Origin of the sequence: Streptomyces sp. NBC_00122, assembly GCF_045160845.1 — a bacterium.
Classification (GTDB): domain Bacteria; phylum Actinomycetota; class Actinomycetes; order Streptomycetales; family Streptomycetaceae; genus Streptomyces.
Genome location: NZ_CP108191.1, coordinates 5,234,310 through 5,256,112, shown reverse-complemented (window position 1 = coordinate 5,256,112; position 21,803 = coordinate 5,234,310). Strand labels below are relative to the sequence as shown.

The window sequence follows — 21,803 nt, the reverse complement described above, 5'->3', positions numbered from 1 at the left end:
ACGGCCTCTGCGAGGCTTCCGGCATGAAGGACTTCGAGGGTTTCAGCGAGGCGGAACTGACGTACCTCCGCTCCCAGCGCCTGGGCCGCCTGGCCACGGTGGACGCGACCGGGCAGCCGCAGGCGAACCCGGTGGGCTTCTTCCCCCAGGAGGACGGGACGATCCTGGTGGGCGGGATGGCGATGGGCACGACGAAGAAGTGGCGCAACCTCCAGCGGAACCCGCGGCTGGCGCTGGTCGTGGACGACCTGGTGAGCACCCGCCCGTGGCTGGTGCGCGGCATCGAGATCCGCGGCCACGCCACGCTCGAAGTGGGCCCGCACACCCTGGGCCCCCACTTCGGCCCGGAGGTCATCCGCATCCACCCGGACCACGTCCACGCGTGGGGCCTCTGACCGGCGGGAGGGCCCCTGCCTCAAAAACCCCGGCGGGGTTGGACGTTCCAGCCCCGCCGGGGTCTTTGAGGGGTCGCAGGACCGGCCGTGTCAGTTGATGGGTTCGTCGTCGTACTTGCCGCCGACACAGATCCACAGGCCGGTATCGGAGTCGTACTGCACCTTTCCGCCGGTCTTCGTACACGTTGGCTCGTCGACACCCGGCACGGCAGCCTGTGCGACGGAGCCCATGGTTCCAAGAGCGGCCATTATCACGGCAGCGGCGAACCCGAGAAGTCGTCTACGCATGGGGAGCTCCCGTCAGGACGAGTGATTCGTCATGCCCAGGTTCACCCCGCATCACGTCAAGGCGCTCACCCTGTTAGCCCAATCGGGTGACAGGCGCACCCCTGCCATGACACGGATGGCGCACCCGAGGTGCGCCTCCGAGGGGCGGGCAACCGGCACAAGCGGCAGGCTGGTGCCATGGCCAACACGCCCGTGATATCCGTAGGGGCACCGGATGAGCTCGGCTTGCGGAAAGTCATCATCGACGGTAAGTCCGCAGGCAGAGTGTGGTCTCCCAGAGAGCTGCAACGACTCCTGATACGTGCTGGTGTGGCGTTCGGACACGACATCCAATGGATCGGCGGAGACAGCACTGTCTGGCCGGATCGCCCGTGGCCCCGGCGAATCATCGGCACCGTCATGGCAGTCGGCCTCCTCATGACTGCATGCGTGCTCGCCAAGATCGGCATAGCGGACACCCTGGATGCCCTCACTTACGGTGGACGAATCGCAGGATTCACCTTCCTCGTCCTGGCCCTGATCGAAGTGATTGCCGCACTGGCCACTCTCGACTATTGGCGTAAGCGGCAGATGAAGTACTCAGGGGTAATCGTTCTGTTCGGAGCCCTGATCTCCCTAGGCATAAGCTCGGTTCTCCTCATAGTGGAGATCAGCGGCCACGTATACAACCTTTACCTGCCGCTTTGGGTGACCCTCACGCTCTGGTCTTCGTGGGCTCTGTGGATACTCGTCCGCAGCCGGGCATGGGAGGGCATTCGCAATCCCGGGCGCATCGCGATCGGGGCACTCATTCCCGCTCTCCTCGCAGCCACCAACCTAACGTATTCACAATTCTATGTCCCCTACGTGACATCTCCGCTGGTGCAGAGTGGAGCCGAATTCAGAACACCAAGCCTGGACAAGGAAAAGAAGACGATGTACCTGCCGGTTCATCTTTACGCAAAGAACTCTGGACAGGTTCCCGTCTATATCCTCGGCAGCATTTTCTGGATCAAGGGCCTGCTCCCCAAGGGCAATTCCAAATACAATCAGATCGACTCCAGGGAGTTCGTCATACCGCCAGGGCGGGCATTGAATCCGGGAGAAGAACTTGCACAGGATGCGGTCATCGAGATCCACAATCCCGGCACGGCCAACTACGAAGCAGTCAGCGCGCAGACCGAACTTTACGTTATCAGGAAAGACAGGATGACAATGAGCGCCAATTATGAGCGCTCCAAGGCAAAAGTAAAGGATCTCAAGGCGAGTGGCCATGACTTCCCCAAGGGACCGCCGGGCGCAGAGTTCAGATATCAATCCGTGATCTCGAACAGCAATGAGCTCCTCAACGTGACCAGAGGCCGACAGTGTGTATCACTGTGGTGGGCACGGAACACGGATGGCTCGACATATATCCATGTGGATGTGACGCCGCCGGGGGAAAAAAGAACTTCCCTTAACCTCGGCAACGTCTACGCGAACAAAGCGACTATCAATCGGTACGGTCTCGCGAGAGTGCGCGGCTCAATGGCACAGGCACCCTTCGTGGAACTCCAGGAGAAGGCTCAGAACAATCGCTAGACCCCGGGGCCCAGGCACGGGCGGGTGCCGCACAGCGGCAGACCGGCCCGCGCCCAGGACCCCGACGAGCCCCGCCAGGGGTCAGACCCGGCCGCCGCGCTTCGCCGCGTAATTGGAGCGGCCCTCCGCCGACTTGAGGCGCCAGTCACGACGGATCTCCGAGCGAACCCTGGCGTCCGTCTTCGCCACGATCCGCTGGTTCTCCCTCAACAGCTTGCGGTAGCTGTCCAGGCGGCGCTCGGCCAGCTCGCCCGAGGCCACCGCGGCCAGCACCGCGCACCCCGGCTCCGCCTCGTGGGCGCAGTCGTGGAAGCGGCACCGTGCCGCGTACTCCTCGATCTCCGAGAAGACCTGTCCGACCCCGGCCTCGGCGTCCCAGAGCCCGACGCCGCGCAGCCCCGGCGTGTCGATCAGGACGCCGCCGCCCGGCAGGGCGAGCAGGTTGCGCGTCGTCGTGGTGTGGCGGCCCTTGCCGTCGACCTCGCGGGTCTCCTGGACCTCCATGACCTCGGTGCCGAGCAGCGCGTTGGCCAGCGTGGACTTGCCGGCGCCCGAGATGCCGAGCAGCACACTGGTGCCGTCCGCGACGACGGCGGAGAGGACGTCCGTGCCCTCCCCGGTGAGGGAGGAGACGGTGAGGACCTGGACCCCCGGCGCGGTGGTCTCCACGTCCTGGACCAGGTGGCCGAGCGTGGCCGGGTCCGGGACGAGGTCCGCCTTGGTGAGGACGACCAGCGGCTGGGCTCCCGACTCCCACGCCAGGGCCAGGAAGCGCTCGATGCGCCCGAGGTCCAGTTCGACGGCGAGGGAGACCGCGATGATCGCGTGGTCGACGTTGGCGGCGAGGATCTGCCCCTCGGACCGCTGCGAGGAGGTGGAGCGTACGAAGGCGGTCCGGCGCGGCAGGTACGCCTTCACGTAGCGCGGGTTGCCGGCCGCCTCCACCGCCGCCCAGTCCCCGGTGCAGATGACCCGGAGCGGGTCGTGCGGGGTGACGAAGGCGGTGTCGGCGCGGACGATGCCGTCCTCGGTCATGACGTCGCACTGACCGCGGTCGACGCGTACGACCCGGCCGGGGACCAGACCCTGCGCGGCGTACGGAGCGAACTCCGCTTCCCAGCCCCCATCCCAGCCGTAGGCGGCGAGGACGTGCTGAGCATCAGAAGTGGAAGACGTGTTGAGCGAAGCGTTGAACAAGGGGAACCCTTCGAAGGGCGGCCCCGGCGGCGCGCTCTGCGCGCGTAAGTCGAGTGGGTGTCAGCCGGAGACCACAGGGGTGGAAACGATGAACTCCTGAATGCGGGCAGCGCCCGTCGCCATGACAGTCATCAATGTCCTCACCTCCTGCTTCTTCTCAACGAACCAACACCGCGCCTCGGCAACGACACACAGCCGCACCTTGGAACGAGTAGAACCTTAGCCCCACCCCGGGGCACGGCACCACCGATTAAATTCGGGGACTCCTGCACGACCCCGGCAGCCGGCGCTGTCGCCTGACCGATCGGCCATATAGGTAACTCAACTGTGTCGAAGCCGTCCGGCGATGTGGCCAGTGACATAGTGCAGTCGATGATCACTGTCCGTGATCGGACTCGCTGCTGATATGGAGGCACCGGTGTTCAGGCTCAGAGGCAGGGGAGGAAGACCGCGGCCCTCTACGGAATTCCGCGAGAGCGGGCTCCTGTGGGCCCGATGCACACGTTCGGCACGGGCGTGGGTGGCGTCTTTGGCCATGGTGGCCGGCGCCCTGCTGCCGGTCGCAGCCTCGTCACCGGCGTCCGCCGCGTCCGCTCCGCAACAGAACGCCTACGTCGCCAACTTCGGGTCCGCAACGGTCTCGGTCATCAACGCGGTCACCCAGTCCGTCACGGCCACCATCCCGGTCGGCAGCCACCCGGCCGGTGTGGCGGTCACCCCGAACGGCACACGCGCCTACGTCGCCAACTACAGCGACAACAATGTCTCGGTGATCGACACCAGCACCAACACCGTCACCACCACCATTCCGGTCGGCAACGGTCCCGTCGGCCTGGCGATCACCCCTGACGGTTCCCATCTGTACGTCGCCGACAGCGGGGATGCCGCAGTGGCGGTGATCGACACCGCGAGCAACACCGTCATCGCCACCGTCCCGGCCGGCGGCAACGATGTCAGCGTCGCGATCACCCCGAACGGCTCCCGCGCCTACGTCGTCAACAACGGCGGCAACACCGTCACAGTGATCGACACCAGCACCAACACCGTCACCGCCACCATCCCGGTCGGCAGGTCCCCGGACTGGGCGGCGATCACCCCGGACGGCGCACGCGTCTACGTCACCAACTCCGCTGACAGCACGGTCTCGGTGATCGACACCAGCGGCAACACGGTCACCACGACCATCCCGGTCGGCGCTGATCCCTTTGGCGCGGCAGTCACCCCCGACGGCTCACACGTCTACATCACCAACTTCATCGACTCCAGCGTGTCCGTGATCGCCACCGCCAGCAACACCGTCACCGCCACCATCACGGGCTTCACCGGACCAGGGCTCGTGGCCGTCAACGCTGACGGCTCGCAGGCCTATGTCGGCGACTTCAGCGACTCCACCGTGTCGGTGATCGACACCGCCAGCAACACGATCACCTCCGCCATCAGTGTCGGCAGCGCACCGTACGGCATCGCATTCGGCCCGGCGGCGGCCCGTGGGCCCAGCCTCACGATCACCAAGAGGCACCCCGGAAAGTTCACCCGGGGCGCCATCGGTACGTACCGAATCTCCGTGGGCAATGCCTCGGGGGCCGGCCCGACCGACGGAAGCACCGTCACCGTGCACGACACCCTCCCCGCCGGCCTCCTTGCCACCCGCATCGGCGGCCCCGGCTGGCAGTGCACCCTCGCCACGCTGACCTGTAGCCGTAACGGCGTCCTCGCCGCCGGAAGGCACTACCCGCCGATCATGCTGCAGGCCAGGATTTCCTGCACCGCCCCGAAGCAGGTCACGAACTCCGTGACCGTAACCGGAGGTGGCGATCCCCATACCCACACCGCCACCGACCCCACCCACGTCAAGGGTGATCCGCCCCGGCAGCACTGCCGCCCCTGACCGCGCGAGAAGGGACGCGCGCCACGGGGGAGCTCGCCGAACTGCGTGGCGCCGACCTCTCGTTCACCGGCGCGGACATCGAAGTGTGTTCGCGGGGGCTGGAGTCGTGCTCCTGCCGAAGCAGGTGACAGACCGGCTCGGCGTGCGGGGTGAACTCGGCCGCCCAGGCGTCGTCCCAGCCGAAGGGCTGAGCGCGTGCGAGAGCGAAAGCGAAAGCGAAAGAGCCTGCGGGAGAGAAGCCCTCACGCGCACACCAGTTCTTTATCCGCGACCCGCACGGAGCACTACGGCCCGTCCGGGTACAGGGCCGCGGCGTGGCCCGAACCCGCCTCGATGTCCAGCGTGCGGGGCGAGCCGGGGTCGCGCAGGGCGTCCGGCACCTCGCACCGGCCCGCTTCCGCCTCGCAGCGGACCCGGAAGCGGGTGGCCGGGGGCACGGTGAGGGCCGTGTGGCCGGAGCCGACGCGGGCGGTCACCCGGTCGGGCGGGGCGATGAAGGAGGTGTCGGCGCTGCCGGAGCCGACCCGGATGTCGGCCCGGGCCGAGGTGAGCCCGGCGGCCCGCAGGTGCCCCGAGCCGATCTCCGCGCGCAGCTCGCCCCGCAGCCCGCTGATGTCGACCTGGCCGGAGTCGGCCCGCGCGTCGACGTCGCCGCCCAGGCCGCTGAGGGAGACCCGGCCGCCGCCGGCCGTCACCTTCACCGGGATGTCCACGGGCACGGTCACCCGCAGCCGGACCGTGCAGCCGGAGCCGCTCCCCCAGGAGCCCGCGCCGGGGCACTGCGGGGTCAGCCGCAGGTTGCCGCCGAGCCAGCTCTCCTCGATGGTGGGCGCCTTGAGCGACCAGCTGACCTCGGCGCGGTAGCCGACCTCCCGGTCCCCGCGGGGGGTGACGGTGACGTCGGAGTCACCGCCCACGATCTCCAGGGCGGTCACCGGGCGGCCGCCGCTGCCGCCCTGCAGGACGCGGCTCTGTGCGCTCCCGTACGACCATGCCTGCCAGGTGACCGGCGCGACGACGAGCAACGCGCTGAGCAGCGCGGCGACGGTCCACGCGAACCGCTGCCCGGGCCGGTCCGGCGACGGAGCCGGGACGGGAGCAGGGGCAGGACCGGGAGCCGAGCCCGGAGCCGGAGCCGAGGTCCGAGCCGCGGTCACGGCGTACCGTCCAGGAAGCGCAGGACCGCGAGGACCCGGCGGTGGTCGCCGTCGGCCGGGGGCAGGTCGAGCTTGGCGAAGATGTTGTTGATGTGCTTGGCCACCGCGCTCTCGCTCACGACGAGTTCGGCCGCGATCCCGGCGTTGGAGCGGCCCTCCGCCATCAGGGCCAGCACCTCGCGCTCGCGCGGGGTGAGGCGCTCCAGCGGGTCCGGTCCGCCGCCCCGGCGCAGCAGGAGCTGGGCGACGACCTGCGGGTCGAGCGCCGTGCCGCCGGAGGCCACGCGCCGCAGCGCGTCGATGAACTCCTCGACGTCCGCGACCCGTTGCTTGAGCAGGTAGCCGATGCCGGAGCCGCTCTGGGCGGCCAGCAGGTCGGCGGCGTACCGCTCCTCCACGTACTGGGAGAGCAGCAGCACGGCGGTACCGGGGCTCTGTCGGCGGATCATCAGGGCGGCCCGGACTCCCTCGTCGGTGAAGCCGGGTGGCATCCGTACGTCGACGAGCGCGAGGTCCGGGCGGTGTTCGTCGACGGCGGCGAGCAGACCCTCGGCGTCGCCGGTCTCGGCGGCCACCTCGAATCCGGCCATTTCGAGGACTTTGACGAGTCCTATGCGCAGCAGGACGGAGTCCTCGGCGATCACAGCGCGCACGGCAGCTCCACGGTGATGACGGTCGGGCCCCCGAGGGGGCTGTCGATCATGATGGTTCCGTCGACCGACCCTACGCGTTTGCGCAGGCCGACCAGGCCGGTGCCGCCCGCCGGGTCGGCTCCGCCCACCCCGTCGTCGGTGACGGTGACGCGCAGCAGGTCCTCCCGGCGGCCGGCCCCGCCCGGCGCGGGGTCGCGTACGACCCGGACCGAACACCGGTCGGCCCGGGCGTGCTTGGCCACGTTGGCCAGGGTCTCGGAGACCACGAAGTAGGCGACGGCCTCGATGGTTGCGCCCGGCCGGGTCCCGATGTCCACGGTCAGTTCGACATGGAAGGGGGCGCGGGCGGCGATCCCGGAGAGCGCCGCGTCGAGCCCGCGGTCCTCCAGCACGGCCGGATGCAGGCCCCGCACCAGGCTGCTGAGCTCCTCGATGGCCTCCTTCGCCTCGCGGTGGGCCTCGTCGATGACGGCCTTCGCCTCGGGCGGCAGGTCGGTGAGGGTGGCGCGGGCGATGCCCAGGTTCATGGCGAGGGCGACCAGCCGCTGCTGGGCGCCGTCGTGCAAGTCCCGCTCGATGCGGCGGCGTTCGAGGTCGGCCGCGTCCAGGACGCCGGCCCGGCTCTCCGCGAGGTCCTCGACCCGCCGCTCCAGTTCCCGGGACCGGTTCGGGCCGAGGAGGGCGGCCGCCGCGGATGCGTCCAGGCGGGCCACGAGGGCGGCCGCCCAGGGCGCGGAGAGCAGCAGCAGGACGCCGGCCACGGTGACGACGTCGTAGTCGCCGGTCCAGCCGGGGGTACGGGTGTCCGCCGGCAGGATCCAGCACCAGGCGTAGACGCACGCGCCGGCCGCGCCGCAGACCCAGGCGAGGACCACCAGCGCCCCGGCGGCGGCGGCGATCGGGCTGACCAGGAGGTGGTAGCCGTACTGCCGCCAGGTGGCCTCCGAGCGCAGTCGTTCGGCCAGCCCGCGCGGGGTCCACCAGCTCCGCTCCCGCACGACCTCCGGCACGTCGAGGCCGAGCAGCGCCCAGAAGCGGCTGCGCTGGAGCGTGGTGAGCAGCGGGCAGAGGACCAGTACCAGGAGCAGCGGGACGGGGCTCCGGCCGGGCGCGAGGGCCGCGTACGTGAGGCCGAGGAGGGCGGGCAGGGCCGGCGGGATCGCGGCCACCGTGAAGGTCGTGTTGCGCCGGGCCCACGCCGACCACGGCGCGTGCGCCGCGATCCAGGTGTAGGTACGCGTCGGCGCGCCGGGAGTTGCCATGTCCGTACGGTAATCGTCCTGGTCAGGAGCATGCCATCACGCTGGTGCCCGCCCGGGGGTGTACCTGGCACCACCCCGGCTTCGGACAGTGGTGTGAGTGATCTCCGCGGCCCGGCCGACGAGGGTGGTGGTGTGCCCGGGGGACGGACCGCCGGGCCGGAAGGAGACCCGCCGCCATGGCACTTGTCGCCCCGCAGGCCCGCGCCTGGCGCACCCCTCGTACGGCCGCCCTGTTCACCGGAGCGGGGGTGGCGCTGGTGCCGTGGATGCTGGTGCTGGCGAAGACCCTGCCGCAGACGGCCGAGGTCCCGAACTGGGCCACCGCGTGGATCGGCCTGGACGTGATGCTGGCCGCCGGGCTGACCGGGACCGGCGTGCTGCTGCGGCGGGGGGATCCCCGGGCGTCGGCGGTGGCGGCGGCGACCGCCGCGCTGCTGGCGATGGACGCCTGGTTCGACGTCACCACCTCGCTCGGGACCGGCCAGCAGGGCATCGCGCTGCTGCTCGCGGCGGGCGCCGAGCTGCCCCTCGCGCTGGCGTGCGCGGCAGTGGCCGTTCGGCGGCAGGGCTGAGGGCTGAGGGCCTAGCCTGCGCGTATGACTCGACTGACTCCACGACTCGACATGATCGGCCTGGTCGTCTCCGACATGGCCGCCTCGCTCGCCTTCTACCGGCGCCTCGGGCTGGACATCCCGGCCGGCGCCGATGACCAGCCGCACGTCGAAGCCGCCCTGCCCGGGGGGCTGCGGATCGGGTGGGACACGGAGGCGACCATCCGCTCCTTCAACCCGTCCTGGACCCGGCCCTCCGGCGACAGCCGCGCGGGGCTCGCCTTCCTGTGCGACTCCCCCGCCGGGGTGGACGCGGTGTACGCCGAGCTGACCGATGCGGGGTACACCGGGCATCTGAAGCCCTGGGACGCCTTCTGGGGCCAGCGCTACGCCGTGGTCCTCGACCCGGACGGCTGCGAGGTCTCGCTCTTCGCCCCGTCGGAGCCCGCGGCGTAGACCGTCTCCGCGTACGGCCCCGGGCTCCGCGTACGGCCCCGGGCGCACCCGGGGCCGCAGCTCCTCCCGCACCCCGCCGTGCGGGAGGGCCGTCAGTGCTTGCGCAGCCGCGACGAGTAGTCCTCCGGCGGCAGGAACTTCGACCACCGCTCCGGGAACTCGGACGGCATCCCCTCGTCCTCGTCGTCCTCCGACTCGCCCTCCGCCATCGCCCGCCAGGCCGCGGCCCGTGCGATCAGTTCGGCGGCCTGCGCCTCGCGCGCCCGCTCGTTCGCCTCGCGCGCCGCCGCCGTGGCCACCGAGGGCCAGACCCGGTCGATCGCCGCGTTGACGGCCGCGCCGACGAGGACCGCGAAGGCCGAGATGCCGATCCACAGCAGCACCGCCACCGGCGCCGCCAGTGATCCGTAGATCGTCGGCCCCTCCACGGTGTTGGTCAGGTAGATCCGCAGCAGGAACGAGCCGAGCACCCACATGGCCAGGGCGACCAGCGCGCCCGGCACGTCCTCGATCCAGGGCGAGCGCACCGGTACCGACACGTGGTAGAGCGTCGTCAGGAAGGCGATCGACAGCAGGGTCACCGTCGGCCAGTACAGGATGGCGATCACCTCGGTGCCCCAGGGCACCAGCCGGACCACCGCGTCGGGTCCGACCACCATCAGCGGCAGCACGATCGCGCCGATCAGCAGCGCGATGACGTACAGCAGGAAGGCCAGCAGCCTGGTCTTGACGATGCCTCGCTGTCCGTCGAGCCCGTACATCACGGTGATGGTGTCGATGAAGACGTTGACGGCGCGCGAGCCCGACCACAGGGCGAAGGCGAAGCCGAGCGAGATGAGGTCGGGACGGCCGCGTCCGGTGACGTCGTCGAGCAGCGGTCTGGCGATGTCGTTGACGCCCCGGTCGGACAGGACGGTGCCGACCGCCCGCAGGATGTTCTCCTCGATGCTCTCGACGGTGCGGGTGTCCGTCCAGCCGTCCACGTAGCCGAGGAGGCCGAGCAGGCCGAGGAAGAGCGGGGGCAGCGAGAGCAGCGTGAAGAAGGCCGCCTCGGCGGCGAGCCCGAGGATCCGGTACTCGATGCACGAGTTGACGGTGTCCTTCAGCAGCAGCCAGCCCATCTTCCGCTTCGAGACGTTGCGGTAGAGGGCGCGGGCCCGGTGGAGCCGTCCATGGCGTCCGAGGATCCGCTGGGGTGTTTCTTTTGCTGGCTGCACGTCCTTACGGTATCCGCATGGCAGCCACCACCCACACAGTCAGCAATCAGGCTCCGCCCCTCGTGGGCCACGATGTCTACGGGGGCGACCGGGCCCTCACCGAGGGCGTGGAGCGTCATCTGGCCTCCGCGGACCCCGGACTCCTCGGTGAGGTCCAGGAGGAGCTCACCCTCCTCGGGCGCTCGGCGGGCTCCGCGCAGGCCCAGGAATGGGGTGCGCAGGCGAACGAGAACCCGCCGAAGCTGCGGACGCACGACCGGTACGGGAACCGGATCGACGAGGTGGAGTTCCACCCGGCCTGGCACCGGCTGCTCGGGAAGGCGGTGACCTCCGGGCTCACCGACGCCTGGGGGCGCCCGGCCGGGCATCTGCGCCGCGCCGCCGGGTTCTTCGTGTGGTCGCAGGCCGAGGCGGGGCACGGCTGCCCGGTCTCGATGACGCACGCGGCCGTACCGGCGCTGCGGACCGATCCCTCGCTCGCCGCCGAGTGGGAGCCGCGGCTGACCTCGCACGTGTACGAGGAGGGGCTGCGGCCGGCCGCCGAGAAGGCCGGTGTGCTCTTCGGCATGGGGATGACGGAGAAGCAGGGCGGCAGCGACGTACGGGCGAACACGACGGCCGCGGTGCCGCTGGACGCGTCGGGCGAGTACCTGCTGACCGGGCACAAGTGGTTCTGTTCTGCGCCTATGTGCGACGGCTTCCTGGTGCTGGCGCAGGCGCCCGGAGGACTGACCTGCTTCCTGGTGCCCCGGGTGCTGCCGGACGGCACGCGCAACGTCTTCGCCATCCAGCGGCTCAAGGACAAGCTGGGGAACAGGTCGAACGCGTCGAGCGAGGTGGAGTTCGACGGGACGTGGGCGCGGCGGGTGGGCGAGGAGGGCCGGGGGGTGCGGACCATCATCGAGATGGTCGCGGCGACCCGGCTGGACTGTGTCATCGGATCGGCCTCGCTGATGCGGCAGGCGCTGACGCAGGCCGTGCACCACGCGGAGCACCGCTCTGCTTTCGGAGCGCCGCTCATCGACCAGCCTCTGATGCGCAACGTCCTCGCTGACCTGGCCCTGGAGTCGGAGGCGGCCACCACCCTGACCCTGCGGCTCGCGGCCGCCTACGACGCCGGGACCGAGCAGGAGCGGGCCTTCCTGCGCCTGGCCGTGCCGGCCGCCAAGTACTGGGTGACCAAGCGCTGTACGCCGATGGTGGCAGAGGCCCTGGAGTGTCTGGGCGGCAACGGCTACGTCGAGGAGTCCGGGCTGCCGAGACTGCTGCGCGAATCGCCGCTGAACTCCATCTGGGAGGGCTCGGGCAACGTCCAGGCCCTGGACGTGCTCCGCGCCCTCCAGCGGGAGCCGCAGGCGCTGAACGCGTTCCTCCAGGAAGTCGGGCTGGCGCGGGGTGCGGACCACCGGCTCGATTCGGCCATCAAGGACCTGCTGACGGACCTCGCCGACCTGGACGGCATCGAGGCCCGGGCCCGCCGCGTGGTGGAGCGCATGGCCCTGGTACTGCAGGGGTCGCTGCTGGTCCGGTGGGCCCCGCCCGAGGTGGCGGACGCGTTCTGCGCCTCGCGCCTGGGCGGCGACTGGGGTGCGGCCTTCGGCACGCTGCCGCACAGCCTGGACCTGCGGACGGTCGTGGAACGGGCGCGGATCGCGGGCTAGGGACGGGGGCCGCCGGGCACCCCTGCGGTCCCCAGACCGATCCCAGCCGGGATCCGGGCCCGTGACCGGGATCAGGGATGGCGCCGCGCCGACTCGGCACCACCCCTGACCCGAGAAGCCCCGAGGAGGAGCTGTCACGCCGCACAGCGACGTCCGGACAGTTTCGGTCGGGCGGCCGGGACTTGGCGAGGGTTGCATACCGTTGCAACCTTTGAGTCGGCAGCCGCCCGGCGGCTTCCGTCGTACGTCCTGTTCGCACGGGGAGGTTCCGATGGCCGACACCACCGGCAGTACGGTCGATGCGGCCCGCATCTCGGCCATGGACGCGCGGGAGGCCGCGCGTCTGCTCAAGGGCGTACGGGCGGCCGCGCTGGCCGGGGACCGCCCTCCGGCCGCGCCGCGGCCGGAGATCGCCGAGTCCTGGCGCCGGATGCTGGCGGGCGGGGTGCACCCGGACCGGGACGCGCGCTCGCGGATGCTGTCGGCCGCCGAGACGGAGGAGCGGCGGCACGAGTCGCCGCTGCGGGAGATCCTCCCGGTGCTGCGGGAGGGCCTGCTGCCCGCGCTGGACGGGGCCCTGCACATCATGGTCGTGGCCGACGCGGAGGGGCGGCTGCTGTGGCGGGAGGGCCACTCCTCCATCCTGCGCAAGGCGGACCGGCTCGGCTTCGGGGTGGGGGCCGACTGGGACGAGGCCGTGGTCGGCACGAACGGGGTGGGCACCGCGCTGGTGACCCGGCGGCCGGTCCAGGTGTTCTCCGCTGAGCACTTCGTCTCCAGCCACCACGACTGGACCTGCGCGGGGGCGCCCGTACGGGACCCGCGGGACGGCCGGCTGCTCGGCGTGGTCGACGTGAGCGGGCCGCTGGCCACCATGCACCCGGCGACCCTGGCCTGGGTGAGCTCGGTGGCCCGGCTCGCGGAGCGGGAGCTGCGCGTGCGGCACCTGGAGTCACTGGAGCGGCTGCGGGCGGTGGCGGCCCCGCTGCTGGCCCGGCTGCCGGGGCAGGCGCTCGCCGTGGACCCCAACGGCTGGACGGCGGCCGTGACGGGCCTGGCTCGCGTGGAGCGCATCCCGCTGCCGAAGGGCTTCGGCCCGGGGCGGGTGTGGGTGCCGCAGCTCGGCGACTGCGCGGTGGAGCCGCTGCCCGGCGGCTGGCTGCTGCAGGTCGCGCAGGAGCGTACGAGCACGGGCGTGACCCGGGTCGTCGTCGACCTCAGCCGGTCCGGCTCCTGGTCGGCGACGGTGTACGGGGCCGCCGGGAGCTGGTCGCAGGAGCTGAGCCCGCGCCACGCGGAGCTGCTGTTCCTGCTGGCGGAGAGCCCGCGGGGCCGCTCGGCGGCCGAGCTGTCCGGGGAGCTGTTCGGGGACCCGACGCGCACGGTGACGGTCCGCGCGGAGATGTCCCGCGTACGCCGCAACCTCGCCGGGGTGCTGACCCACCGGCCGTACCGCTTCGCGGACGACGTGGAGGTGGAGCTGATCCGCCCCGAGGACCCGGCCGCGCTGCTCCCCCACTCCACCGCCCCGGCGGTGATCCGGGGCCGCCGGGCGGGGGCGGGGCCCGGGGGACCCCCGAGCGGCGGCTGGGGGATGTGATTCCCTGACAGGCATGAGCACCATCACCCTCACCACGTGGTCCCTGGAGATGACCTCCCCGGAGGACCTGATACCCGCGACCGGGCCCGGCCCGGAGGTCACCGTCGCCCGGGCGGAGGTCCCCTCCCCCGAGTTCAGCCGCTTCCTGTACGCCTCGGTGGGCGGTGACATCCACTGGACGGACCGGCTGTCCCTGACCCGGGCGCAGTGGGTGGAGCAGCTGGGACGGCCGGGCGTGGAGACGTGGGTGGCGTACGACCGGGGCACGCCGGCGGGCTACGTCGAGTTCGACCCGCAGGCCGACGGTGTGGTGGAGATCATCTACTTCGGGCTGCTGCCGGACTTCCGCGGCCGCCGCATCGGCGGGCACCTGCTGTCGGAGGGCATCGCCCGCGCTTGGGACCTCGCGGAGCGCTGGCCGGACCGCGAGCCGACCCGCCGGGTCTGGCTGCACACCTGCAGCCAGGACGGCCCGACGGCGATGGACAACTACCTCCGCCGCGGCTTCAAGGTCTTCATGACGGAGACGGAGACCAAGCAGGACACCCCGACCCCGGGCCCCTGGCCGGGCGCGTAGCCCCTCGGAGTCCGGCCCGGCGGGGTCCGGGGCGCTGCCCCGGACCCCGCGGCGCGGAGCCCCCGGCAGCGGCGGCGCCCGCCCCCCGGCAGGTGACCCCCGTCACGCCATCCCATGATTCGAGACGACTTCGTCCGGATCGTGGACAGTAGTGGACTCCTCCAAGAGGCACATGACACGCTTCCGCCATGAATGGAGCTGGAATTGCCTTGGTGAGTCGGCGGCACGTCGATCTCGGCCGCATGTCCAGCGCCATCTGTCCGGCGCGCTGACGGAACCAGCCACGCCGCACATCGTCGTCGTCCCCGCCGCCGCGGACGCGCCGATCACCCGTTAGCCCCCTGAGGCCGATGTACCGCCCTGCCCGCCGGCCACCCCGGCATGGGGGCGGGAATCAGCCACACCCGCTCAGAGTCCAGGGGTCACGCTACGCCGCCGCCTCCCCCTGCCCTTGCCTTGAGCCGCCGAAGAAGGACGTACCGCCATGGCCGCCACCCCCGAAACGCCCGCAGCCGCAGCTCCCGCAGCTGCCGCGCGCCGCAAGACCGGCCGTCACCGCGGTGAGGGCCAGTGGGCCGTCGGACACCACACGCCCCTCAACGGCAACGAGCAGTTCAAGAAAGACGACGACGGTCTCAACGTGCGGACACGCATTGAGACGATCTATTCCAAGCGGGGCTTCGACTCGATCGACCCCAACGACCTGCGCGGCCGCATGCGCTGGTGGGGGCTCTACACCCAGCGCAAGCCCGGGATCGACGGCGGCAAGACCGCGATCCTGGAGCCGGAGGAGCTGGACGACAAGTACTTCATGCTGCGCGTCCGCATCGACGGCGGCCGGCTGACCACCGAGCAGCTCCGCGTCATCGGCGAGATCTCGCAGGAGTTCGCGCGCGGCACCGCCGACCTCACCGACCGCCAGAACGTGCAGTACCACTGGATCCGGATCGAGGACGTCCCGGAGATCTGGCGCCGCCTGGAGGCCGTCGGCCTCTCGACCACCGAGGCATGCGGTGACACGCCCCGCGTCATCCTCGGTTCCCCCGTCGCCGGCATCGCCCAGGACGAGATCATCGACGGCACCCCCGCCATCGACGAGATCTACCGCCGCATCGTCGGCAACCCCGCCTTCTCCAACCTGCCCCGCAAGTTCAAGTCCGCGGTCTCCGGCTCGCCGCTGCTCGACGTGGCGCACGAGATCAACGACATCGCGTTCGTGGGCGTCAACCACCCCGAGCACGGCCCCGGCTTCGACGTCTGGGTCGGCGGCGGCCTCTCCACCAACCCCAAGCTCGGTGTGCGCCTGGGCACCTGGGTCTCGCTCGACGAGGTCCCGGACGTGTACGAGGGCGTCATCTCGATCTTCCGCGACTACGGCTACCGCCGGCTGCGCACCCGCGCCCGCCTGAAGTTCCTCGTCGCCGACTGGGGCCCGGCCAAGTTCCGCCAGGTCCTGGAGGACGAGTACCTGAAGCGGGCGCTCACCGACGGCCCCGCGCCCGAGCAGCCCAGCGGCCGGTGGCGCGACCACGTGGGCGTCCACCAGCAGCAGGACGGCCGCTTCTACGTGGGCTTCGCGCCCCGCGTGGGCCGCGTGGACGGTGCCACCCTGACCAAGATCGCGGACGTCGCGGCGCAGCACGGCTCCGGCCGCCTGCGCACCACCGCCGAGCAGAAGATGATCGTCCTCGACATCGAGGCCGACCAGGTCGACTCGCTGGTCTCGGCCCTGGAGGCGCTCGACCTGCGGGTCAACCCGTCCCCGTTCCGCCGCGGCACGATGGCCTGCACCGGCATCGAGTTCTGCAAGCTGGCCATCGTCGAGACCAAGGCGCGCGGCGCCTCGCTGATCGACGAGCTGGAGCGCCGCCTGCCGGACTTCGCCGAGCCGATCACGATCAACCTCAACGGCTGCCCGAACGCCTGCGCCCGTATCCAGGTGGCGGACATCGGTCTCAAGGGCCAGCTGGTCCTGGACGACGACGGCAACCAGGTGGAGGGCTACCAGGTCCACCTGGGCGGCGCCCTCGGCCTGGAGGCCGGCTTCGGCCGCAAGGTCCGCGGCCTCAAGGTCACCTCCGCCGGTCTGCCCGACTACGTCGAGCGCGTCGTCAAGAGCTACGAGGAGCAGCGCGAGGACGGCGAGCGCTTCGCGGCGTGGGTCGCCCGCGCGGACGAGAAGAGCCTCTCGTGAGCGAGCGCGCCGCACCTTTCCACTGCCCGTACTGCGGCGACGAGGACCTGTTTCCCCATGAGACGGGCCACGGCGCCTGGGAATGCAGGGCCTGCAACCGAGCCTTCCAGCTGAAGTACCTCGGGCTGCTGGCCCGGGGTGTTCAGTCCAACATCGCTGGAGGGGACGAGATATGACCACTGCTCAAGACGCCGGTCTCAAGGCGCCGGCTCTCAAGGAGCTGGCCGAGCAGGCGGGCCGCGACCTGGAGGACGCCTCCGCCCTGGAGATCCTCACCTGGGCGGCCGAGACCTTCGGCAAGAAGTTCGCCGTGACCTCCTCCATGGAGGACGCGGTCGTCGCCCACCTGGCGTCGCGCGCCTTCCCCGGCGTGGACGTGGTCTTCCTCGACACGGGCTACCACTTCGAGGAGACCATCGGCACCCGTGACGCGGTCGAAGCGGTGATGGACGTCAACGTCATCACCCTCACCCCGCGCCAGACGGTCGCCGAGCAGGACGCGCAGTACGGTCCGAAGCTGCACGACCGCGACCCCGACCTGTGCTGCGCGCTGCGCAAGGTCAAGCCGCTCGAAGAGGGCCTGACCGCGTACGACGCGTGGGCGACGGGCCTGCGCCGCGACGAGTCCCCGACGCGGGCGAACACCCCGGTCGTCGGCTGGGACGAGAAGCGGCAGAAGGTCAAGCTCTCGCCGATCGCCCGCTGGACCCAGGACGACGTGGACGCGTACGTCGCCGAGCACGGGGTGCTGACCAACCCGCTGCTGATGGACGGCTACGCCTCCGTCGGCTGCGCCCCCTGCACCCGCCGCGTGGCGGAGGGCGAGGACGCGCGGGCCGGGCGCTGGGCCAGGCGCGGCAAGACCGAGTGCGGACTGCACGGCTGATGACGACCAGCGAAGAACTTACGGAGACAGAGCAGATGAGCGTGAGCGACCAGGGCGCCACCGTGTGGCTGACCGGGCTGCCGAGCGCGGGCAAGACCACCATCGCCTACGCGCTGGCCGAGCGGCTGCGCACCGAGGGCCACCGTGTGGAGGTCCTCGACGGCGACGAGATCCGCGAGTTCCTCTCCGCCGGCCTCGGCTTCAGCCGCGAGGACCGGCACACCAACGTGCAGCGGATCGGCTTCGTCGCCGAACTCCTCGCGAGCAACGGCGTCAAGGCGCTGGTGCCGGTGATCGCGCCGTTCGCGGACAGCCGTGAGGCCGTTCGCAAGCGGCACGCCGCCGAGGGCACCTCCTACCTGGAGGTGCACGTGGCCACTCCGGTCGAGGTCTGCTCGGAGCGTGACGTGAAGGGCCTGTACGCCAAACAGGCGGCGGGCGAGATCTCCGGTCTGACCGGGGTCGACGACCCGTACGAGGCGCCGGAGTCCCCGGACCTCCGTATCGAGTCGCACACGCAGACCGTGCAGGAGTCGGCCTCGGCCCTGCACGCGCTGCTCACCGAGAGGGGTCTGGCATGACGACGACCGTCGCACACGTCCACGACGAGACCGACGCGCCGTACGCGCTGTCACACCTCGACGCTCTTGAGTCGGAGGCCGTGCACATCTTCCGTGAGGTGGCGGGTGAGTTCGAGAAGCCGGTGATCCTGTTCTCCGGCGGCAAGGACTCGATCGTCATGCTGCACCTGGCGCTGAAGGCGTTCGCGCCGGCGCCGGTGCCCTTCACGCTGCTGCACGTCGACACCGGCCACAACTTCCCCGAGGTCCTCGCCTACCGCGACGCGGCCGTGGCGAAGCACAACCTGCGGCTGCACGTGGCCTCCGTGCAGGAGTACATCGACGCCGGCAAGCTCCGCGAGCGCCCCGACGGCGTGCGCAACCCGCTGCAGACCGTCCCCCTCACCGAGGCGATCCAGCAGCTGGGGTTCGACGCCGTGTTCGGCGGCGGCCGCCGCGACGAGGAGAAGGCCCGCGCCAAGGAGCGGGTGTTCTCCCTGCGTGACGAGTTCTCCCAGTGGGACCCGCGCCGCCAGCGCCCCGAGCTGTGGCAGCTCTACAACGGCCGCCACGCCCCCGGCGAGCACGTCCGGGTCTTCCCGCTCTCCAACTGGACCGAGCTGGACGTCTGGCAGTACATCGACCGCGAGGACATCGAACTCCCCGAGATCTACTTCGCCCACGAACGGGACGTCTTCCAGCGGGCCGGCATGTGGCTGACCGCAGGCGAGTGGGGCGGCCCCAAGGACACCGAGCCGGTCGAGAAGCGGCTGGTCCGCTACCGCACCGTCGGTGACATGTCCTGCACCGGCGCCGTCGACTCCGACGCCACCACGCTGGACGCCGTCATCGCCGAGATCGCCGTGTCCCGGCTCACCGAGCGGGGTGCGACCCGCGCCGACGACAAGCTGTCCGAGGCCGCGATGGAAGACCGCAAGCGCGAAGGGTACTTCTAGACATGACGACCACCACCGAGCAGCTCAGCGCCACGACGCTGCTGCGCTTCGCCACCGCGGGTTCCGTCGACGACGGCAAGTCCACCCTGGTGGGCCGCCTGCTGCACGACTCGAAGTCGGTCCTGGAGGACCAGCTCGAGGCCGTGGAGCGGGTCTCCCAGGACCGCGGCCAGGACGCCCCGGACCTGGCCCTCCTCACCGACGGCCTGCGCGCCGAACGCGAGCAGGGCATCACCATCGACGTGGCCTACCGCTACTTCGCGACCGCCCGGCGCCGGTTCATCCTCGCCGACACCCCCGGGCACGTGCAGTACACCCGGAACATGGTCACCGGCGCCTCCACCGCCGACCTGGCCGTGGTCCTGGTCGACGCCCGCAACGGCGTGATCGAGCAGACCCGCCGCCACGCCGCCGTCGCCGCCCTGCTGCGCGTCCCGCACGTCGTGCTGGCCGTCAACAAGATGGACCTCGTCGGCTACCAGGAGACGGTCTTCGCCTCGATCGCCGAGGAGTTCACCGCCTACGCCTCCGACCTCGGGGTCCCCGAGATCACCGCGATCCCGATCTCGGCGCTGGCCGGCGACAACGTGGTCGAGCCGTCCGCGAACATGGACTGGTACGGCGGCCCCACCGTCCTGGAGCACCTGGAGACCGTCCCGGTCAGCCACGACCTCACCGCCTGCCCGGCCCGCTTCCCCGTCCAGTACGTGATCCGCCCCCAGTCCGCCGAGCACCCCGACTACCGCGGCTACGCCGGCCAGATCGCCTCCGGTGTCCTGCGCGTCGGCGAGCCCGTCACCGTCCTGCCCTCCGGCCGCACCAGCACCATCGCCGGCATCGACACGCTCGGCCAGTCCGTGGACATCGCCTGGGCACCCCAGTCGGTGACCCTGCGGCTCGCGGACGACATCGACATCTCACGCGGCGACCTGATCGCACCCTCCGCGAGCGCCCCGGCCACCACCCAGGACGTCGAGGCCACGGTCTGCCACGTCGCCGACCAGCCCCTGGCCGTCGGCGCCCGCGTCCTGATCAAGCACACCACACGCACCGTCAAGGCCATCGTCAAGGAGATCCCCTCCCGGCTCACCCTCGACGACCTGTCCCAGCACCCCAGCCCCGGACAGCTCGTCGCCAACGACATCGGCCGCGTCGTCGTCCGCACCGCCGAGCCCCTCGCGCTCGACGCGTACGCCGACTCCCGCCGCACCGGATCCTTCCTCCTCATCGACCCGGCCGACGGCACCACCCTCGCGGCGGGCATGGCCGGCGAATCCTTCGCCTCCAAGGCCGAGACGGCAGTCCAGGCGGACGAAGAAGGGTGGGACTTCTAGATCATGCTTTCCGACATCTACTCCACCTTCGCGAAGGAGGGCGGCCGGGTAGGCAGCGGCGCCCTCGGCAGCGGCCAGGGAGGGGTGGCGCGATGTGCGCGATGACCGAATTGCCGTCGGCATCCCGCCTTCGCGCCCTCACCCCCCACGAGCCGTACCCGAGACCGCCCTTGCCCCACAGACGAAGACGTGCGTCATGAGATGACCACGTCACGAGAGGAAGTCCTCCCGTGCCTGCCACCGCCATCACCACCGGTGATACCCGTACCACCCGCTCCTCCCTGCGCCGCGGCGTCGTCGCCGCTGCCGCGCTGCCGCTGCTGATCGGCGCACTCGCCTCCTGCGGCTACGGCTCCCAGGCGCAGAAGACGGAGGACAAGACGGCCAACGCCGCCGCGACCGGCGGCAAGAAGCTGTCGGCTGCCGAGGTGCGTATCGGGTACTTCCCGAATCTGACGCACGCCACCGCGCTGGTCGGCCTCCAGGAGGGCCTGATCCAGAAGGAGCTGGGCGGCACCGCGATCAAGCCGCAGTCCTTCAACGCCGGTCCGTCCGAGATCGAGGCCCTCAACGGCGGCTCTCTCGACATCGGCTTCATCGGCCCCTCGCCGTCGATCAACGCCTACGTGAAGTCCAGGGGCACCAACCTGCGGATCATCTCCGGCTCCGCCTCCGGCGGCGTCAAGCTGGTCGTGAACCCGGACAAGATCAAGACCCTGGACGACCTCAGGGGCAAGAAGATCGCCACCCCGCAGAAGGGGAACACCCAGGACGTCGCGTTCCTCAACTGGATCTCCGAGAAGGGCTGGTCGGTCGACCCGGAGTCCGGCAAGGGTGACGTCTCCGTCGTCCGCACGGACAACAAGGTCACCCCGGACGCCTTCAAGCAGGGCTCGATCGACGGCGCCTGGGTGCCCGAGCCCACGGCCTCCAAGCTCGTCTCCGACGGCGGCTCCGTACTCCTCGACGAGACCGCCCTGTGGCCCGACAAGAAGTTCGTGATCACGAACGTCATCGTGTCGCAGAAGTTCCTCAAGGAGCACCCGGACGTCGTCGAGGCCGTCCTGGCGGGCACGGTGAAGACCAACGAGTGGATCAACGCGAACCCGGACAAGGCGAAGGCCTCCGCCAACGCGAAGCTGCAGGCGGAGAGCGGCAAGGCACTCGACGCCAAGGTCATCGACCCGGCGTGGCCGTCCATCCTGGTCACCGACGACCCGCTGGCGACGACGCTGAAGACCGAGTCCGAGTGGGCCGTCAAGGCCAAGCTCATCGAGCAGCCCGACCTGGCCGGGATCTACGACCTGACGCTGCTGAACAAGGTCCTCAAGGCCGCCGGCAAGCCCGAGGTCTCCGACGCCGGTCTCGGCGCCAAGTAACCCCGAAATCCAGCAACCCCAGGAGGTGACGA

General features: G+C 70.7%; 22 protein-coding genes. 16 read left to right on the top strand and 6 right to left on the bottom strand.

Annotation, left to right across the window (positions count from 1 at the left end; genetic code table 11):
- Positions 1-23 precede the first annotated feature (23 nt).
- Complete coding sequence (locus tag OG737_RS24595; RefSeq protein ID WP_405921975.1) at positions 24-395, top strand: PPOX class F420-dependent oxidoreductase; 372 nt, start codon at positions 24-26, stop codon at positions 393-395.
- A 90-nt stretch (positions 396-485) separates the two neighbouring features.
- Here OG737_RS24595 and OG737_RS24590 read toward each other — a convergent pair whose 3' ends face one another.
- On the bottom strand, positions 486-683 hold the full coding sequence (locus OG737_RS24590) for a hypothetical protein (RefSeq protein WP_328928313.1): 198 nt from the start codon (positions 681-683) through the stop codon (positions 486-488).
- A 177-nt stretch (positions 684-860) separates the two neighbouring features.
- Here OG737_RS24590 and OG737_RS24585 point away from each other — a divergent pair, with 177 nt between their 5' ends.
- Positions 861-2,243, top strand: coding sequence for a hypothetical protein (locus OG737_RS24585; protein ID WP_328928312.1), 1,383 nt, complete (start codon positions 861-863; stop codon positions 2,241-2,243).
- A gap of 81 nt (positions 2,244-2,324) precedes the next feature.
- On the opposite strand, the gene rsgA is transcribed toward OG737_RS24585, so the two are convergent.
- Positions 2,325-3,440: a ribosome small subunit-dependent GTPase A gene (rsgA, locus tag OG737_RS24580; protein WP_328928311.1), complete on the bottom strand. Its 1,116-nt coding sequence runs from the start codon at positions 3,438-3,440 to the stop codon at positions 2,325-2,327.
- A gap of 520 nt (positions 3,441-3,960) precedes the next feature.
- Between rsgA and OG737_RS24575 the strand changes: the two genes are divergently transcribed.
- Positions 3,961-5,328: a YncE family protein gene (locus OG737_RS24575; protein WP_328928310.1), complete on the top strand. Its 1,368-nt coding sequence runs from the start codon at positions 3,961-3,963 to the stop codon at positions 5,326-5,328.
- A 284-nt stretch (positions 5,329-5,612) separates the two neighbouring features.
- Here OG737_RS24575 and OG737_RS24570 read toward each other — a convergent pair whose 3' ends face one another.
- The 3 genes from OG737_RS24570 to OG737_RS24560 are packed head-to-tail and all read right to left on the bottom strand — an operon-like array spanning position 5,613 to position 8,400.
- Positions 5,613-6,485, bottom strand: coding sequence for a hypothetical protein (locus tag OG737_RS24570; protein ID WP_328928309.1), 873 nt, complete (start codon positions 6,483-6,485; stop codon positions 5,613-5,615).
- Entirely contained in the window at positions 6,482-7,138 is a 657-nt protein-coding gene (locus OG737_RS24565; protein WP_328928308.1) for a response regulator transcription factor, read from the bottom strand. The genes OG737_RS24570 and OG737_RS24565 overlap by 4 nt, the downstream gene beginning before the upstream one ends.
- Entirely contained in the window at positions 7,126-8,400 is a 1,275-nt protein-coding gene (locus tag OG737_RS24560) for a histidine kinase (protein WP_405921974.1), read from the bottom strand. The genes OG737_RS24565 and OG737_RS24560 overlap by 13 nt, the downstream gene beginning before the upstream one ends.
- Before the next feature lie 176 nt (positions 8,401-8,576).
- On the opposite strand from OG737_RS24560, the gene OG737_RS24555 reads away from it, so the two are divergent.
- Positions 8,577-8,972, top strand: coding sequence for an LPXTG cell wall anchor domain-containing protein (locus OG737_RS24555; RefSeq protein ID WP_328928306.1), 396 nt, complete (start codon positions 8,577-8,579; stop codon positions 8,970-8,972).
- A gap of 24 nt (positions 8,973-8,996) precedes the next feature.
- Positions 8,997-9,407: a VOC family protein gene (locus tag OG737_RS24550; RefSeq protein WP_405921973.1), complete on the top strand. Its 411-nt coding sequence runs from the start codon at positions 8,997-8,999 to the stop codon at positions 9,405-9,407.
- Positions 9,408-9,499: 92 nt separating this feature from the next.
- Here OG737_RS24550 and OG737_RS24545 read toward each other — a convergent pair whose 3' ends face one another.
- Positions 9,500-10,624, bottom strand: coding sequence for a YihY/virulence factor BrkB family protein (locus OG737_RS24545; RefSeq protein WP_328928304.1), 1,125 nt, complete (start codon positions 10,622-10,624; stop codon positions 9,500-9,502).
- Between the two features lie 17 nt (positions 10,625-10,641).
- Between OG737_RS24545 and OG737_RS24540 the strand changes: the two genes are divergently transcribed.
- The 11 genes from OG737_RS24540 (at position 10,642) to OG737_RS24490 (ending at position 21,771) form a co-directional block, all read left to right on the top strand.
- Positions 10,642-12,285 (top strand): acyl-CoA dehydrogenase family protein, encoded by a 1,644-nt coding sequence (locus OG737_RS24540; protein WP_328928303.1) that lies wholly within the window; start codon positions 10,642-10,644, stop codon positions 12,283-12,285.
- A gap of 271 nt (positions 12,286-12,556) precedes the next feature.
- Complete coding sequence (locus tag OG737_RS24535; RefSeq protein ID WP_328928302.1) at positions 12,557-13,885, top strand: GAF domain-containing protein; 1,329 nt, start codon at positions 12,557-12,559, stop codon at positions 13,883-13,885.
- A gap of 13 nt (positions 13,886-13,898) precedes the next feature.
- Positions 13,899-14,462, top strand: coding sequence for a GNAT family N-acetyltransferase (locus tag OG737_RS24530; RefSeq protein ID WP_328928301.1), 564 nt, complete (start codon positions 13,899-13,901; stop codon positions 14,460-14,462).
- A 188-nt stretch (positions 14,463-14,650) separates the two neighbouring features.
- Positions 14,651-14,734 (top strand): putative leader peptide, encoded by an 84-nt coding sequence (locus OG737_RS24525; protein ID WP_312847410.1) that lies wholly within the window; start codon positions 14,651-14,653, stop codon positions 14,732-14,734.
- Between the two features lie 212 nt (positions 14,735-14,946).
- On the top strand, positions 14,947-16,656 hold the full coding sequence (locus tag OG737_RS24520) for a nitrite/sulfite reductase (protein WP_405921972.1): 1,710 nt from the start codon (positions 14,947-14,949) through the stop codon (positions 16,654-16,656).
- On the top strand, positions 16,653-16,832 hold the full coding sequence (locus OG737_RS24515; protein WP_328928299.1) for a hypothetical protein: 180 nt from the start codon (positions 16,653-16,655) through the stop codon (positions 16,830-16,832). The genes OG737_RS24520 and OG737_RS24515 overlap by 4 nt, the downstream gene beginning before the upstream one ends.
- Positions 16,829-17,542 carry a phosphoadenylyl-sulfate reductase gene (locus OG737_RS24510; RefSeq protein ID WP_405921971.1) on the top strand — a complete coding sequence of 238 codons (714 nt, stop codon included), beginning with the start codon at positions 16,829-16,831 and terminating at the stop codon, positions 17,540-17,542. The genes OG737_RS24515 and OG737_RS24510 overlap by 4 nt, the downstream gene beginning before the upstream one ends.
- Positions 17,543-17,577: 35 nt before the next feature.
- Complete coding sequence (gene cysC, locus OG737_RS24505) at positions 17,578-18,123, top strand: adenylyl-sulfate kinase (RefSeq protein ID WP_328930464.1); 546 nt, start codon at positions 17,578-17,580, stop codon at positions 18,121-18,123.
- Entirely contained in the window at positions 18,120-19,058 is a 939-nt protein-coding gene (cysD, locus tag OG737_RS24500; protein WP_328928297.1) for a sulfate adenylyltransferase subunit CysD, read from the top strand. The genes cysC and cysD overlap by 4 nt, the downstream gene beginning before the upstream one ends.
- A 2-nt stretch (positions 19,059-19,060) precedes the next feature.
- A complete protein-coding gene (locus OG737_RS24495) occupies positions 19,061-20,392 on the top strand; it encodes a GTP-binding protein (protein WP_328928296.1) in 1,332 nt (443 codons plus the stop codon).
- A 230-nt stretch (positions 20,393-20,622) separates the two neighbouring features.
- Positions 20,623-21,771, top strand: a complete 1,149-nt coding sequence (locus OG737_RS24490; RefSeq protein WP_328928295.1) for an aliphatic sulfonate ABC transporter substrate-binding protein — start codon at positions 20,623-20,625, stop codon at positions 21,769-21,771.
- Positions 21,772-21,803: the final 32 nt, after the last annotated feature.